The organism is Mycobacterium paragordonae, assembly GCF_003614435.1.
Taxonomy (GTDB): domain Bacteria; phylum Actinomycetota; class Actinomycetes; order Mycobacteriales; family Mycobacteriaceae; genus Mycobacterium; species Mycobacterium paragordonae.
Genome location: NZ_CP025546.1, coordinates 4,301,946 through 4,317,618 on the forward strand (window position 1 = coordinate 4,301,946; position 15,673 = coordinate 4,317,618).

General features: G+C 67.2%; 15 protein-coding genes. 6 read left to right on the forward strand and 9 right to left on the reverse strand.

Features of this window, described 5'->3' with window-relative positions; genetic code table 11:
- The first annotated feature begins 11 nt into the window (after nucleotides 1-11).
- From rpe to C0J29_RS19590, 3 genes are read left to right on the forward strand one after another with little or no spacing between them, the layout of a single operon-like run.
- Nucleotides 12-722, forward strand: coding sequence for a ribulose-phosphate 3-epimerase (rpe, locus tag C0J29_RS19580; RefSeq protein ID WP_120793282.1), 711 nt, complete (start codon nucleotides 12-14; stop codon nucleotides 720-722).
- Nucleotides 719-2,725 (forward strand): transketolase, encoded by a 2,007-nt coding sequence (tkt, locus tag C0J29_RS19585; protein ID WP_120793283.1) that lies wholly within the window; start codon nucleotides 719-721, stop codon nucleotides 2,723-2,725. Before rpe ends, tkt begins: the two co-directional genes overlap by 4 nt.
- A 6-nt stretch (nucleotides 2,726-2,731) precedes the next feature.
- Entirely contained in the window at nucleotides 2,732-3,442 is a 711-nt protein-coding gene (locus C0J29_RS19590) for an HAD-IA family hydrolase (protein ID WP_242460482.1), read from the forward strand.
- A 10-nt stretch (nucleotides 3,443-3,452) separates the two neighbouring features.
- Here the strand turns inward: C0J29_RS19590 and C0J29_RS19595 are convergent, their stop codons facing one another.
- The 5 genes from C0J29_RS19595 to hypF all read right to left on the reverse strand — a co-directional run bounded on the left by C0J29_RS19595 (nucleotide 3,453) and on the right by hypF (nucleotide 8,743).
- On the reverse strand, nucleotides 3,453-3,773 hold the full coding sequence (locus C0J29_RS19595; RefSeq protein ID WP_120793285.1) for a DUF3761 domain-containing protein: 321 nt from the start codon (nucleotides 3,771-3,773) through the stop codon (nucleotides 3,453-3,455).
- 252 nt (nucleotides 3,774-4,025) lie between these two features.
- Nucleotides 4,026-5,093: a hydrogenase expression/formation protein HypE gene (gene hypE, locus C0J29_RS19600; protein ID WP_120793286.1), complete on the reverse strand. Its 1,068-nt coding sequence runs from the start codon at nucleotides 5,091-5,093 to the stop codon at nucleotides 4,026-4,028.
- Complete coding sequence (hypD, locus tag C0J29_RS19605) at nucleotides 5,086-6,189, reverse strand: hydrogenase formation protein HypD (protein ID WP_120793287.1); 1,104 nt, start codon at nucleotides 6,187-6,189, stop codon at nucleotides 5,086-5,088. Before hypD ends, hypE begins: the two co-directional genes overlap by 8 nt.
- The gene (locus tag C0J29_RS19610; RefSeq protein WP_065044710.1) at nucleotides 6,186-6,461 is read right to left on the reverse strand and encodes a HypC/HybG/HupF family hydrogenase formation chaperone; all 276 of its coding nucleotides are present in this window, start codon (nucleotides 6,459-6,461) and stop codon (nucleotides 6,186-6,188) included. Before C0J29_RS19610 ends, hypD begins: the two co-directional genes overlap by 4 nt.
- Complete coding sequence (gene hypF, locus C0J29_RS19615) at nucleotides 6,452-8,743, reverse strand: carbamoyltransferase HypF (protein WP_120793288.1); 2,292 nt, start codon at nucleotides 8,741-8,743, stop codon at nucleotides 6,452-6,454. Before hypF ends, C0J29_RS19610 begins: the two co-directional genes overlap by 10 nt.
- Nucleotides 8,744-8,918: 175 nt before the next feature.
- On the opposite strand from hypF, the gene C0J29_RS19620 reads away from it, so the two are divergent.
- From C0J29_RS19620 to C0J29_RS19630, 3 genes are all read left to right on the forward strand, one after another.
- Nucleotides 8,919-9,260: a hydrogenase maturation nickel metallochaperone HypA gene (locus C0J29_RS19620; RefSeq protein ID WP_065044708.1), complete on the forward strand. Its 342-nt coding sequence runs from the start codon at nucleotides 8,919-8,921 to the stop codon at nucleotides 9,258-9,260.
- A gap of 12 nt (nucleotides 9,261-9,272) precedes the next feature.
- Complete coding sequence (gene hypB / locus C0J29_RS19625; RefSeq protein WP_120793289.1) at nucleotides 9,273-10,112, forward strand: hydrogenase nickel incorporation protein HypB; 840 nt, start codon at nucleotides 9,273-9,275, stop codon at nucleotides 10,110-10,112.
- A 405-nt stretch (nucleotides 10,113-10,517) separates the two neighbouring features.
- A complete protein-coding gene (locus C0J29_RS19630; RefSeq protein WP_242460483.1) occupies nucleotides 10,518-12,803 on the forward strand; it encodes a SpoIIE family protein phosphatase in 2,286 nt (761 codons plus the stop codon).
- A gap of 15 nt (nucleotides 12,804-12,818) precedes the next feature.
- Here C0J29_RS19630 and C0J29_RS19635 read toward each other — a convergent pair whose 3' ends face one another.
- The 4 genes from C0J29_RS19635 to C0J29_RS19650 all read right to left on the reverse strand — a co-directional run bounded on the left by C0J29_RS19635 (nucleotide 12,819) and on the right by C0J29_RS19650 (nucleotide 15,512).
- A complete protein-coding gene (locus C0J29_RS19635) occupies nucleotides 12,819-13,268 on the reverse strand; it encodes an anti-sigma factor antagonist (RefSeq protein WP_120793290.1) in 450 nt (149 codons plus the stop codon).
- 108 nt (nucleotides 13,269-13,376) lie between these two features.
- Nucleotides 13,377-13,853 carry an ATP-binding protein gene (locus tag C0J29_RS19640; protein WP_162951514.1) on the reverse strand — a complete coding sequence of 159 codons (477 nt, stop codon included), beginning with the start codon at nucleotides 13,851-13,853 and terminating at the stop codon, nucleotides 13,377-13,379.
- 106 nt (nucleotides 13,854-13,959) lie between these two features.
- Nucleotides 13,960-14,586, reverse strand: coding sequence for a class I SAM-dependent methyltransferase (locus C0J29_RS19645; RefSeq protein ID WP_120793292.1), 627 nt, complete (start codon nucleotides 14,584-14,586; stop codon nucleotides 13,960-13,962).
- Nucleotides 14,583-15,512: a class I SAM-dependent methyltransferase gene (locus tag C0J29_RS19650; protein WP_120793293.1), complete on the reverse strand. Its 930-nt coding sequence runs from the start codon at nucleotides 15,510-15,512 to the stop codon at nucleotides 14,583-14,585. Before C0J29_RS19650 ends, C0J29_RS19645 begins: the two co-directional genes overlap by 4 nt.
- Nucleotides 15,513-15,673: the final 161 nt, after the last annotated feature.

The following is a 15,673-nucleotide window of genomic DNA, read 5'->3' on the forward strand; positions in this document are numbered from 1 at the left end:
GTAGTTTGGCCATGGAGGTAACGGAGGTGGTGGTGAAAGTGGTGGACCCAGTGTTGGTCGCGTCAGTGCTGCCGGCGGACTTCGCCGAACTCGGCCGGGACGTGGCGGAGATCGAGCACGCCGGCGTCGACCGCATCCAATGGGACGTCATGGACGGTCGATTCGTGCCGAACCTGACGTTCGGGCCCGACGTGATCGCCGCCTGCCGCGACGTGGTGACGATGGGATTCGAGGCGCACCTGATGGTCGAGGATCCCGACCCGATGCTGCCGCGGTGGGTGGAGGCGGGCTGCGGGATCGTCATCGTGCACGCCGAGGCGTGTCGTCACCTGCACCGCACCATGTCCAGCATCCGTGACCTCGGCGCCCGCGCCGGTGTGGCACTCAACCCCGCCACTCCCCTGGCCGCGGTCGTCGACGTGCTCGACCTCACCGACCTGCTGTTGATCATGACCGTCAACCCGGGATTCGGCGGGCAGCGTTATCTGGCCAGCATGGAACCCAAGATCGCGGCCGCCAGGGCCGAAATCGACAGTCGCGGACTGGAAATCGAGGTTGAAGTGGACGGCGGGATCGGCCCGTCCACGATCGGCCGGGCCGCGGCGGCCGGGGCCGACGTGTTCTGCGCCGGTTCGGCATTGTTCGCCGGTTCCATGCCGGAGCGCGCCGAGGCGCTCCGTGCCGCCGCCCGTCAAACCAACGAAAGACTGGTGACCCGATGACGATCGCACCGCTCGCCAACGAAACATCAACCCGCACCGATGAATTGGATCAGCTCGCGATCAACACGCTGCGGTTCCTGGCCGCCGACGGGGTGCAGGCCGCCAACAGCGGTCACCCCGGGTTGCCGTTGGGCACCAGCGCGATCGCGTGGACGCTGTGGTCAAGGCACCTGCGCCACGACCCCGCCGACCCGCGCTGGCCGGACCGGGACCGCTTCGTCCTCTCGGCGGGCCACGGCTCGATGCTGCTGTACGCCCTGCTGCATGTCTTCGGTTACGACCTGCCGGTCAGCGAGCTGCGCAGGTTCCGTCAGCTCGGCTCGGCGACGCCCGGCCATCCCGAATACGGCCACACGCCCGGCGTAGAAACCACGACAGGCCCACTGGGACAGGGCATTGCCAACGCGGTCGGCATGGCGCTGGCCGAACGGATGCTGGCCGCGCGCTGCAACACCGAGCGACACACCGTCGTCGACCACCGCACCTGGGTGCTGGCCGGCGACGGCGACCTGATGGAGGGCATCAGCCACGAGGCCGCGTCACTGGCCGGACGGTTGCGGCTGGGCAAGCTGACCGTGATCTTCGACGACAACGACATCACCATCGACGGTCCGGCCTCGCAGAGTTGCGCCGACGACGTCGAGGGCCGGTTCGCCGCCTACGGGTGGCGGGTGCTCAGCGTTGCCGACGGCAACGACGTTCCCGCCCTCGACCGGGCGTTCACCGAGGCGTCCGACGGTGACGGACGGCCGACGTTCATCCGGGTGCGCACCACCATCGGCTTCGGGGCACCCGGAGTCGAAGGAACACCGAAAGCCCATGGCAGCCCGCTGGGTTCGGAGGTGATCCAGGCGATGCGCACCCGCCTGGACTGGCCCGACGAGCAGTTCCACGTGCCCCTCGCGGTCGGCGCGGCCGCGGCGGTGGTGGCCACCCGCGGGGCCGCGGCGCACGCGCAATGGGCCCGGACGCACGCCACGTGGCAGGTCGACCATCCGCAGCTGTCCACGGATTTCCCGCTGGACTGCATTCCGGTGGCCGACGATCTGTCGGTACTGGCACCGCTGGCCGACGGGGCCGTCGCGGGCGGAAAATCAGCCACCCGCAAGGCCTCCGGCAAGGCGCTCAACGCGCTGGCCGCGGTGTACCCAGGTCTGGTCGGCGGGTCGGCGGACCTGGCCGCCTCGACCAACACCGCCATCCCGGGCGGGGACGTCACACCGGATGACTTCAGTTGTCGCACAATCTATTTCGGGATCCGCGAGCATGCGATGGCGGCGGTGATGAACGGGATCGCTCTGCACGGCGGGCTGCGGCCGTTCGGCAGCACCTTCCTGGTGTTCGCCGACTATCTGCGGCCGGCCCTGCGGCTCTCGGCGTTGATGAAGCTGCCGGTGGTGTACGTGTTCACCCATGACTCGGTGCATGTCGGTGAGGACGGCCCCACACATCAGCCCGTCGAGCAGCTGGAGTCGCTGCGGCTCATCCCCGGACTGACCGTGCTGCGGCCGGCCGACTCCGCCGAGACCGCACTGGCCTGGCAGATCGCCGCCGACAATACCGACGGCCCAACGGTTCTCGTGCTGAGCCGGCAGGACCTGCCGGAACTCGGCGGCTCGGGCGTGGACGATGTCCGCGAGTACGGCATGCGGGTGGTGCGTCCGGTCGCCGAAACCCCGCAAGTGATGCTGGCGGCCAGCGGGTCCGAGGTCGCGCTGGCGATGCAGGCCGCAGAGCTGTTGGCGGAGCGCGGGATAGCCGCGATCGTCGTCTCGGTGATGTGGCGGGAACGGATCGCGGCGTTGCCGGATCTCCCAGTGGTGTGGATCGAGGCCGGGGTCACCACCGGGTGGCGGGCGCTGGCCAGACCGTGCGACACGGTGATCGGCATCGAGCAGTTCGGCGCCAGCGGACCGGGTCCGGAGGTGGCCGCACACCTGGGCCTGACGGCGTCCGCGGTCGCTGAAGCGGCGCTGCACAGCATCGCGCGCGCATCCGGGTGACGTGTGGTGCTGCAAGCGGTCATCTTCGATGTCGACGGGACGCTGGCCGATACCGAGCGCAACGGTCATCGGCTCGCGTTCAACGACGCGTTCGCCAAACACGGCCTCGACATCGTCTGGACGCCAGAGGTATACGGCCGGCTGCTGGCCATCGCGGGTGGGCGCCGCCGCATCACCCATGATCTGCGGGCGCGGGGGTTCGGCACCCGGGCCGGCCGGTTGGCCGAGGACGTCCACCGGACCAAGACGGCCCTGTTCACCATGCGCGTGCTCAACGGCGCGATCTGCGCCCGTCCCGGGCTGTCCAAGCTGATCGTCGAACTGCATAGATCCGGTATGCGGGTGGCGATCGCGACGACCGGACGCAGACGCTGGGTCGAGCCACTGGTCCGGCACGTGGTCGGGGAAGGTGTGGCGGAGGTGATCGTCACCGGCGACGACGTCGACCGGCTCAAGCCCGACCCGGAGGCGTACGTGACGGCGCTGGACCGGCTGGCCCTACCTCCCGAAAATGTTCTGGCGGTTGAGGATTCGGCGATCGGGTTGCGGGCGGCACGGGGCGCCGGGCTGGCCACGCTGGTAGTCACCAACGGGTACACCGTCGACCAGGACTTCACCGGCGCGGCGGCGGTTCGACCCGGGTTCGACCGGCCAGGTCAACTCCTGGCGGAGAGCTGCCGCGACGTGCACGACCGGTGGTGGGCAGAGCGCGCCTAGTCGTACCCGGTCAGATCGCCAGCCGATCGGGACTGGAAACATGCCTCATAGTCCAGCCGCTCCAATGAGAGACGCCCCCGTGCCCTGAGCAGGTACCACTCCTTGATTGACTGTGACTTTCGGTACCGTCGCGGCAGATTGCCGTGCCGCCGCTGGGATTCTGGTCCGGCCTTTCGACACAGTTCCCGCTGCTGTTCTTGTAGTAGCCCGGTTGGCACTGGGCGATCGGTGCCGGCGACTCGTGGCCGGACGTGGCAACGAGTCCGCTCGCGACAACTGGACAACTAATGGCCACTGCCAGGACTCCAGCCCCCGCAAGTGCACGAAACATGTTTCCCCCGCTTGAATCTTCGTTCAGACTTTGAGGAGTCTAGACAGAGCGGTGGGGGCCGGACGGGAAATCGCCGGATGTCTTCGCCCAATGTATGGCGCTGCAGCTACCTGGATGGCCAGTGCCTCAATTTCCGGCCACACCGCCTCAAAAAAGTTGATATCACCGGCGCTATCAAAAGTCCGCAGCTTGTGCCACCTACCTGGCGCTACCGGCGCTACCGCTACGACGGCCCAGGCCTGACCCGGGTGCTCAGCAGATCCGCGGAAGCTGTTCGCCCAGTTGACGTTCGATCACCTGGGTGGTGCCGAACGGAGTCTTACCCACCGCCATGCCCGGGTGCTCGGCCACCACCCGGCCGATGAGCGCCGCATCGGCACCCTCCGGCCGCGCCCGCATCGCATCCAGCACGGCCTCGCTGTGTGACGGGTCGACGAACGCAACCATCTTGCCCTCGTTCGCCACCTGCAGCGGGTCCAGTCCCAGGAAGGAACATGCCGACGACACCGTCTCCGGTACGGGAATCGCCGCCAAGTCCAGTTCGACGCCCACCGACGCAGCGCGGGCGATCTCGACGACCGACGCGACCAGTCCGCCCCGGGTGGGATCGCGCAGCGTGTGCACGGCCGCTCCCCCGGCCGTCAGCATGGCCGCGACCAGCAAGTGCAGCGGCGCGCTGTCGGTGGTGACCACGGTGCCGAAGTCGATGCCTTCCCGCACGCTCATGATCGCCACGCCGTGCTCACCGAGATTGCCCGACACGATGATGTGGTCGCCGGGCCGCGCCCGTTCCGGTCCGATGTGCACGCCCGGTGGGACCACCCCGACCCCGGCGGTGTTGACGAAGATCTGGTCGGCGCCGCCTTTGGCTACCACCTTGGTGTCGCCGGTGACGATGCCGACGCCGGCGCTCGCGGCGGCCTTGCCCATGGTCTCCGCGACGGCGCCGAGCACGTCGAGTTCCAAACCCTCCTCGAGGATGAACCCGGCCGTCAGCCCGATGGGTTGGGCTCCGCTGCAGGCCAAGTCGTTGATAGTGCCGTTGACCGCCAGGTCTCCGATGTTGCCGCCGGGGAAGAAAAGCGGTTGCACCACATAGGAATCCGTGGTCAGCGCGATGCGCCCGCCGGCGACGTCGAGCAGCGCCGAGTCCCGCGCCACACCGGCCGCACCGCCGAATGCCGGCAGGAAGAGGTTTTCGATCAGTTCCTCGGACAGCACACCGCCGCCGCCGTGACCGAGCACGATGCGTTTCGTCTCGCGTAACGGCAGCGGGCACACCCAGTCCGCGGGATCGATCGCGACGGGGGGCTCAGGCATGTGCGGGCGCCTCCAGCCGCCGGAACTGGTAGTAGGCCGCGCAGGCGCCTTCACTGGACACCATGGTCGCACCCAGCGGCGTCCGCGGTGTGCAGGATTTGCCGAACGCCGGGCACTCATTCGGCTTCAGCAGGCCCTGCAGCACCTCCCCGCTACGGCATTCGGCGGACTCCGACACGCGCAGGTGTCCCACTCCGAACTTCAACTCGGCGTCGAACTGCGCGTAGCGCGGCGACAGGGTCCACCCCGACTTGGGGATCATGCCGATACCCCGCCACTGCCGGTCGGTCACCACGAAGACCTCGGAAAGGGTCTGTTGGGCAACGGCATTGCCCGCGGCGGTCACCGCGCGTGGATACGCGTTGCGCAACTCCGGTGTTCCGGCCTCCAGCAGGTCGACCACCTGGCGGACACCCTCGAGCAGGTCCAGCGGTTCGAAACCGGTGACCACGATGGGAACGTGGAATTCGTCGACGAGCGGGCCGTATTCACCGGTGCCCATCACCGTGCAGACGTGCCCGGCCGCCAGGAAACCCTCGACCCGGTTGGTCGGGGAACTGAGGATCGCCGTCATGGCGGGCGGCACCAGCACATGCGACACCAGCATCGAGAAGTTGGTGAGTCCGAGTCGTTGAGCGTGTACCACCGCCATCGCGTTGGCCGGCGCGGTGGTCTCGAAGCCGACCCCGAAGAACACCACCTCTTTGTCGGGGTTGTCCGCGGCCACCCGGGTGGCATCCAGGGGCGAGTAGACGATGCGGACGTCACCGCCCCGGGCCCGGACACCGAACAGGTCCTCGCGACTGCCCGGCACTCGGAGCATGTCGCCGAACGAGCAGAAGATGACGTCGTCGCGCGCCGCGATCTCCAGGGCCCGATCGATCATCTCCAGCGGCGTCACGCAGACCGGGCAGCCCGGCCCGTGGATGAATTCCACCGCACCCTCCAGCAACTGGTCGATCCCGTTGCGGATGATCGAATGCGTCTGTCCACCACAGACTTCCATGACGGTCCAGGTCTTGGTGGCACGCTTCTTGATGTGGTCGACCAGCGTGCGGGCGGCCGCCGGGTCGCGGAACTCGTCCAGGTACTTCATGCCAGTTCCCTCCTGATCTCACCCTGGTCGCCGGACAACTCCTCGTCGAGCACCCCGAGTTCTTCGAACATCCGCAGGGTTTCCTGCGCCGACGCCTCATCCAGTCGGGTGATCGCGAACCCTGCGTGCACGATCGTGTATTCACCGATCTGCATGTCCGGCAGGTACGCCAGGCACACCGTTTTGGTGGTGCCGCCGAAGTCGACGGTGCACATTCGCGTCCCCGCCTCCTCCCAGGTGTCGACTACCTTGCCGGGAATTCCTAGACACATATGCTGGTCCCCCTTTCTTGTTGCTGCGCCGCGATGACGGCCTGACCCAACGCGAGACCGCCGTCGTTGCATGGCAGCACCGCGTGCGTCAAAACCTCAAATCCCTTGTCGGTCAACTCACTGCGCAATCCCTCGCGCAGTATCCGGTTGACGAAAACACCACCGGTCAACCCAACGGTGCCGATCCCTGCCGCGGACTGGCACACCGCCTGTGCGGTCGCCGCGATCACCGCTTCATGAAAGCCCGCGGCCAGATCGGCCGGCGAGGTGCCCTCGCCCAACCCGCGGACCAACCCGACGATCAGCGGCACCGGGTCCAAAACACCTGCCGCGACGCCGAATTCCAACGGCACCGCGCGACCGCGACGGGCCAGGTGCTCCAGTTCGACGGCCGCCTGTCCCTCGTAGGTCACCTCCTGGCAGACGCCGAGCAGGCTGGCCACCGCGTCGAACAAGCGGCCCATGCTGCTGGTCGGGACACAACCGATGCCCCGCGGTATCTGCTGAGCCAGCACATGCAGTTCCTGGTCAGTCATCCACTCGACCGCTGGAATGCCTGGCGCCCAGTCGATCCCCGCACGATGCAGCAGATCGAGCGCGATCCGGCCGGGCCGGCGGACCGCCCCGTCACCGCCCGGTAGGGCGAACGGCGCGAGGTGGCCCATTCGGGTGAACGATGCGGGGTCAGTGACCATCAGGAGTTCACCGCCCCAGATGGATCCGTCGGTGCCGTATCCGGTGCCGTCGAACGCGACCGCGAGCATCGGCGTGCCCAGCCGTCCGTGCTCGGCGAGCAACGACACGGCGTGGGCGTGGTGGTGCTGAATCTGCACCGCCGGCCGCCCCTGCCGGCGCGCCCAATTGGTGGTCGCATAGGCCGGATGCAGGTCGCAGGTAATGAGGCCCGGACGACTGCCGGTCATGAATGCCAGGTGGTCCAGCGCGGATTCGAAACAGGTTTGGGTGCGCGGGTCGGCCATGTCGCCCAGGTGCGACGACATGTGCGCGTGCCCGTCGGGAGACATCAGGCAGAACGTGGTCTTGAGGTCGCCGCCAGTGGCCAGGATCGGCTCGCGGGTCGTCGTCACCGGCACCGAGACCGGCAGTGGCGCATAGCCGCGGGAACGCCGGATCGGCACCACACTGCCGTCGCCGTCGACAGCGAGCACCGAGTCCTCGCACGGAACGTGAATGGGGCGGTCATGCGTGAGCACCGCGTCCGCGAGCCCGTCGATCCAGCTCAGGTCGGCATCGCGGAAGACGATCGGCGATCCGCCGCTGTTGGCCGACGTCATCACCAGCGGAACCGGGCCCAACCGGTCGAACAGCAGGTGGTGCAGAGGCGAATATGCCAGCATCACACCGATTTCCGACAGACCCGGAGCGACCGCGGCCTGCACCGGACCGCTCCGCCCGGGCAGCAGCACGATCGGTGCGGCCGGCGACCGCAGCAGGTTCGCCACCTCCCCGTCAACCACGCAAATACGTTCAGCCGCAGCGACATCAGCGACCATGACCGCAAACGGCTTGGCGGGCCTGGTTTTCCGTCGCCGCAATTCGGATACCGCGGCGGGACTGTCGGCGCGACAGGCGAGGTGGAACCCGCCGATCCCCTTCACCGCGACGATCAGGCCGTCATCGATCGCGGCGGCGGCGGCACCAATCGGATCGCCGCCGGCGCCGGGGCCGTGCCAGGACAGGGTCGGCCCGCAGTCCGGGCAGGCGATGGTCTGCGCGTGGAAGCGGCGGTCGAGCGGGTTGCGGTATTCGGTCGCGCACCGCGCGCACATCGGGAAACGCGCCATGGTGGTCGCGGGGCGGTCGTAGGGCAGGTCGGTGATGACCGTGTAGCGGGGGCCGCAGTTGGTGCACGTGATGAACGGGTGGCCGTACCGGCGGTCACCGGGATCGCGCAGTTCGCGCAGGCAGTCGGCACAGATCGCGATGTCGGGTGGCACCAGGGTGCGGCGGTCGTCGCCGCTGCGGCTGCTGACGATCCGGAACCCGGGCTCACCGGTCGGGGCCACCGGGGTAGTCCGGATCGAATCGATGCGGGCCATCGGCGGGTGATCGGTGCTGATCTCGAGCGTCGCGGCGTCAACCGCATCCGGCGCGCCCTCCAACTCGCAGTGCACCGACCCGGAGTCGTTGTAGACGCAGCCGGACAGGCCGTGCCGCGTGGCAATGCGCGCGACAGCGGGGCGGAATCCGACGCCTTGGACCACACCCGCAATGTCGAGTCGCAACCGCACGCTTGTCACCGTGCCACTCCGACTGCCCATCAGAACCTCCTGAGCAGCAAGGACCCCCGTGCCTACAGGGCTGGCGGCACGGGCGGTCTCGCTCAGGCTAGACCGGCCCAAATGTGCCGACAATCACAATTTCGCACACAAAGTCTGCGTTTTTCCGCACCCAATCTTCGCGACACCGATAACCCCGAGGGGGCAGCATGGTGTAGTGCACGAATTGTCGCTCTGCCATGCCATCGCGGGCGTGGTCAGGCCGCATGCGGAGGGGCGTCACGTCGACGTGGTCCGGGTCCAGGTCGGTGCCCTGCGCCAGGTGGTGCCCGAGTCGCTGGAATTTTGCTGGTCACTGGTGTGCGAACACCTCGACGACACGATGGCCGGCACCGCGCTGGAACTCGAATTCGTCACCGCCGAGGTGCAGTGCCGTGGCTGCGGTCAACGGTCGCCGATCGAGTCTCGCTGGTCGGTGTGCTGCCCGGAGTGCGAGAGTGCCGATGTGGAGGTGGTCCGGGGCAACGAGTTTCTGGTCACCTCGGTCCAGGTGTCATGAAAGGTCAGGCAGATGGGTAGATTTCACCGGCACGACGACGGCACGGTGCACAGCCACGAGCACGACGGACACGACCACCACGAACACGAACACGAGCACGCGCACGAGCACGAGCACCACGATCACGACTCCAACGGCCACGACCACGGCGACCACAGTGGCTATTCGACCGGCTCGCAGCGCATCGAGGTGCTGGAGTCGATCTTCGCCGAGAACGACACCCGCGCCGACATCAACCGCGCAGCCTTCGAAGCCAACGGCATCCGCGCCCTGAACCTGATGAGCTCGCCGGGCTCCGGCAAGACCACGGTGTTGGCCGCGACTCTCGACGAATTGGCCGGCGACCTGACCGTGGGCGTGATCGAGGGCGATATCGCCACCGACCTCGACGCCGCCAAACTCGGCGGCCGCGGCGCCCAGATCTCGCTGCTCAACACCAACAACGGGTTCGGCGGCGAGTGCCATCTCGATGCCCCCATGGTCAACCGCGCTCTGCAGGGACTCGACCTGCCGCAGCTGGATCTGGTGGTCATCGAGAACGTCGGAAACCTGGTCTGCCCCGCCGAATTCGACGTCGGCGAGCACGCCAAGGCGATGGTCTACTCGGTCACCGAAGGCGAGGACAAGCCACTGAAATACCCGGTGATGTTTCGGTCGGTCGACGTGGTGTTGCTCAACAAAATCGACCTGGTTCCCCACCTGGACGCGAATGTGGACACCTACATCGACCATGTTCGGCAGGTGAATTCGACCGCCACGATTCTGCCGGTGAGCGCACGCACCGGCGAGGGCATGGCGGCATGGTTCGACTGGTTGCGCCAGTTCGCCGGGTTGGGTGCGCACAGGAGGTAGCGCGGCCGGCAGCAGTGTGAGATTGCCGACGGTCAGCGGGCGCTCCTGAAGGCACTTGAAATATGTGGCAGATTCGCCGGCAGACAGCGAAAGCCATTGGTCCGCCCAATATTCATCCAAATTTTCCTGCACGGCGTGTTCGGGGTAACACGCCGGAACCCCGCGAAAAGAACGCGCAACGCCGACGGCCCGCGTGGCGGGCACGCGTGCATATGCGTAGATTGTCTATAGGTTGAGTTACCAGCCTGTCGATATTGCGCGGATTGAATTCTCGGATGCGGGCATCCGCCCGAATTATTTTCCGCCGACTAAAGCGACGCCCCTCGCGGGGCCGCGGGAGTATTTTGTGCTTGTGCGTCGGCTCTCTGCCAAGCAGGCGGTAACCAGAACCGATTCGGTAGCGCCGTGACCAGCAGCCAGCCGCGTCTCGCGCCGTCGATACCGGACGGTCAGACGGTGCCCGACCTGCTTCCGGTCGGCACCCCGATCGATTTGGACAACTGCGCCCGCGAGCCCATTCACATCCCCGGCAGCATCCAGCCGCGCGGCGTGCTCGCGGTGGTGCGCGAACCCGATTTCGAGGTACGCCAGGTCAGCGCGAATGTCGCCGAAGTGCTCGGGCGGTCGGTCGCCGATGTGGTAGGCCGGCCCCTGTCGGTACTGATGGGCGCCGAGCAGGCAAGCCGGGTTGAGCAGGCCGCAGCTACCTTCGGCGATCTGAGCCAGCGCAACCCGCTGGAGTGCGACATCGACGTAAACGGGCAGTCCCGGGCCTTCGACGCGATCTTGCACCGTGGACCCGGCGGCGTTCTGCTGGTCGAGATCGAAATCGCTTACGGCGAGCGGCCGTTCTCCTTCCCCAACACCTATCAGGCGGTGCGCAGCTCGGTGGAGGAGCTCAACCGGGCCGACTCGCTGGCCGAGCTGTACGCGATCGCCGCGCGCGCGGTGCGTGACCTCACTGGCTTCGATCGGGTGATGGTGTACCGCTACGACCAGGATTACAACGGCGAGGTGGTCGCCGAGTGCAAGCGCGAAGACCTCAATTCGTTCCTCGGTTTGCACTACCCGTCCACCGATATCCCGGCTCAGGCGCGGGCGCTGTACGAAAAGAACTGGTTGCGGCTGATCGACGATGTCGACTACACGCCCGCACCACTGGTCCCGGCCATGGACCCCGATTCCGGTGCGCCCCTCGACCTCACCCACGCCACCTTGCGCAGCGTCTCGCCGATTCACATCGAGTATCTGCAGAACATGGGCGTACATGCGTCGATGTCGATTTCGTTGCTGCGCCACGGCCGGTTGTGGGGCCTCATCGCCTGCCACCACTACGCCGGTCCGCATCTGCCGCCGTTCGGCACGCGGGCGGCCGCGGAGTTCCTCGGATCAACCCTGTCGCTCCGGCTGGTCGACCGGTTCGAAGGCGACCAACTGCACAAGCGACTGTCCGCCCAGGCGGTACTGGCCAAACTCACGGCCGCCGCCCTGGACGACGGAGAGCCGCTTTCCGCGGCGCTGCTCGGCGCGCCCGACCTGCTGGACCTGGTGCCCGCCGACGGTGTCGTCGTCGACATTGCGGGCGACTACCGGACGCATGGCTCGGTCCCGCCGCAACAGATCGTGTCCGCTGTCGCAACCTGGGCACGCGGTGCCGGAGACGAAATCGCCAGCACCGACTGCCTGGCGCACGAGTTGCCCGAACTCAACCTCGACCGGCAGTTGGCCGCCGGCGCACTCGCGCTGAACCTGCCCGACGGGCAGTGCGCCATCTGGTTCCGGCGTGAGGTGCTGCGCTCCGTGGATTGGGGCGGCGACCCGCACAACAAGACGATCGTCCGCGGTGAGGGTGACGAAGTCCGGCTCAGCCCGCGTAAGTCATTCGACCGCTGGCGCGAGGTCGTCCGCCTCCGCAGCGACCCGTGGACCCTGAGCGAAACGGAGTCTGCCGAGTCGCTGCGGCGCCACCTGGTGGAAGCGCTGTACCGCCGCACCCGGGGCGCCCTGCGGGTAGCCGAGCGGGTGCAGCGCAGCCTGCTCCCCGAGTCGATCCCGGCATTGCCGGACTGGCACCTGTCGGCACACTACGAGCCCGCCGCCGGCGACAACGTCGGTGGCGACTGGTACGACGCGTTCGAGCTGCGTGACGGCCGGTTGGTCGTGCTGATCGGCGACGTGGCCGGACACGGCATCACCGCTGCCGGGACCATGGCACAGTTGCGCAACGCCCTGCGGGCCCTGTTGTTCGCCGGTGCCACGCCCGCTGACGCCCTGGCGCAGCTGAACGACTTCTGCCTGCACATGATGCCCGGCGCGTTCGCCACGGTCGTCGCCGCCCGGGTCGACCTTTCCTCGGGGTACGTGGAGGCGGCCTGCGCCGGTCACTTGAAGCCCTACCTGACGAACGCCGCGCCGAGCGCGACGCAAGCACCGATTCGGCTTTCGCCGCCCATCGGCATCAAAGGCGTGCGGTATGAGCCGAGCGCTTTCACCGTGGAGCCGGGCCATGGGCTGGTGCTGTACTCCGACGGGCTGGTGGAGCGGCGCGGCGAGTCGATCGACGACGGTCTGGATCGGTTGGCTCAGACCCTCGGCCGTGCCAATACCGCTCCGGCGTCCTGGATCTGGACGGAGATGGCCTCGGGCAACATCGACGACGACGTAACGGTCGTCGCCCTGCGCCGGCCCTAAGACGCGATCAGCAGATTAGCTGGCCTGCTCGCGCCCGTGCTCAACGAGTTGCAGACACTGCGGAGCGGTCTCGTGCACGGGCAGCACGTCGCTGAGCCCGCACACCGCGATGGTGCGCGCTACGGTCGGCTGCAGGCTGATCAGGCACATCCCGACACCGCGTTCCCGGCACCGGTTGGCCTCCTCGGCCAGGGCCAGCAGCGACGAGCACGAAATGAAATCCACGCTGTTGACATCGACCATGAACAGTTGGGGGGCGCTGGCAAATGCCGAAGCCTCCGTCAGCAGCAAACGCCAGGTCTCGTCGTTCAGGGCATCGATCTCGCCGCCGACGTACACGATGACCGCGGCTTCGAAGCCCTGGACCGCCGCCCGCAGGGTGCTGGTTTCCGCGCCCAGTTCGGAGACCAGCTTTGCGCTCAACCGTAAGGGAGCGGCAAACACTTCGGTGGCGGCAAGACTCATCACGCGCTCCTCGGTATCAGGACCCACTGCTGTGGACAGACGCTGGGCAGCCCCTTGTCTGGAACCTGTCGAGGATTAGCCGTAATCGCGGTACTTGAAACCCCGGCTTCAACTTGCCTGGCTGAAGACGTAACTCTTGGGCGGGCAGCCGTGAAACCGGAGGCAGACGGTGGTGCCGTCACGACCGCCGTCGATGGCGCAGTCATCGGCGAGTGCGCGCATCAACACGATGCCGCGACCACGCACACTGGACGGGTCGAAATCGGGTTCCAACCAGCGCCCGTGGTCGACCACATTGACCTGCAACTCGGTGGTGGCCGGGTAGTAGACAATCTGCAATGTCATGGTCCCGACCTGGTTGACGACGCGATAAGCATGATCGGCGCAGTTGGACATCGCTTCGTCGGTGGCCAGCACGATGTCGGCTACCCGCTCCTCGCCCAGCTCCAGGTGACGGTCCAACCATTCGCCGAAGGAGTGGCGGAAGGCCGCCACGGTCCGCGCGTCCGCAGTGCCAGTGTGCGCGTGCCATAATTCGTCGGCATCTCCGATACCGACGGGATCATTTGACGTGGAACCGCTCACGGCTAGTCGGCTACCCGAATGGCTCTGCGGATACACCTGATGTGATCCGTCCCCCATAGATTTTGGGGTCTTGTCGTCCTATCGTGACCGCCGCGTTACGGCGAACCTAGCTTTTGGTGCCGACCGTGATCAGGTCCGAGATGATCTGGGTCCAGATCGGACGACGAACGCGGTGCTGGTCACTGATGGTGAATCCGGCGTCCTCGAACAGGGCCCGCATCTCCTCCGGTGGCGGATTGTGCTGCGGTTTCCAGCGACTGGGAACCTGCACCAAGTGCTGTCGAGCGCTCAGAGTCGCCACCGCAACCAGGCCACCCGGTGCCAGTACACGATGAAATTCGCGCAGCGCCGCCGGCTGGTCGAAGAAGTGAAAGGCCGAGGTCGTCACCACCGCATCCAGGGCGTCGTCGTCGAACGGAAGCTGCTCGGCCGGGCTACGCAACCAGTGCACGCGGTCGGACTTGGCGCGCGCCTGCGTCAACATGCCATCGGACATGTCGACGCCGTAGATCTCGTCAGGATCCAGTTCCCGATCGATCCGGGCACTGAGCACACCCGTTCCACAGGCGATATCGGCGATTCTGCGGGACTGATGGGCGCGCAGCTGGGCGATCACCTCGTCATGCGGCGGCCGGTAGACCCAGTGCTGCAGGAACGGCAGGTCGTAGGCCGGGGACAGCACGCTCCACATGCCGGTGACCGCATTGTTCAGGGTGCGGCGGGGTGCGCTCACTTATCCAGCGCCGACGTGTAGTAGATGGTGTCGGCCATCGACACCGAGTCGTCGGCAGGCGGGCCCTGGAGTCCGTTGTCGGACAACAGTTGACTCATCGGGGTACCGATCGAGCGCCACCCCAGCCCGTCGAGATAGTCGGCCACGTCCTTGCGCTCACCCTCGAAGCCGACGTCTTCCCAGTCGAATTCGAACCCGTGCTCGCGCCACTTGGCGGTGGATCGGCGCATCATCTCCCGCGCTTCCTCCAAGTCCCGCTCCGGCCGGGACGGCATCGCCTCCACCGCAAGCCGGCTGCCGGCGGCGCTGAGGGCGGTGATGTTGTCCATCAGCAGATCCTGCGCCTCCGGCGGCAGATACCCGAGCAGCCCCTCGGCGATCCATGCCGTAGGCCGAGTGGGGTCCAGGCCAGCCTGTCGAAGTGCCGCGGGCCAGTCCTGCCGCAGGTCGATGGCGACCGTGCGCCGGTCGACGGTCGGGGCAGCACCCAGTTCGGCCAGGGCGGCCGTCTTGAAGGCGATCACTTCCGGCTGGTCGATTTCGAACACGGCCATGTCGTCCGGCCAGCTCAGACGGTAGGCGCGGGCGTCCAGACCCGAGGCGAGGATCACCGCCTGCCGGATGCCGGCCTGCGTCGCGTCGTGGAAGAACGAGTCGAAGAAGCGGGTCCGCGCGGCCATCGCGGCGGGCATGTGCTCCAGCTTCCAGCTCGAATCCTCGTCGTCGATGTCGGCAGCGGCCAGATCGCCGGTGGCCCAGCGGGTCAAAAAGTCCACGCCGACGGCCCGAACCAGCGGCTCAGCGAACGGGTCGTTGATGACCGGGTCGTCCGTGTTGCTCGCGATCGCGCGGGCCGCGGCCACCATGGTCGCCGTCGCCCCCACGCTGGTAGCCAGGTCCCAGGTGTCGTTCTCAGTACGTGGCACGCGTGTCTCCCAAATGCTCGGCCAAAATATACTTAGCTAGTTTAACACTTAGCTAGGTTAATGACCGTGTCCCGGAAACAGATGTGAAGCAGCTCACCCGTGCGATGCGAATCTAGCGGCCGGGGCCGCCAGGTCCGCCCGGGCCTCCGGGACCGCCCGGC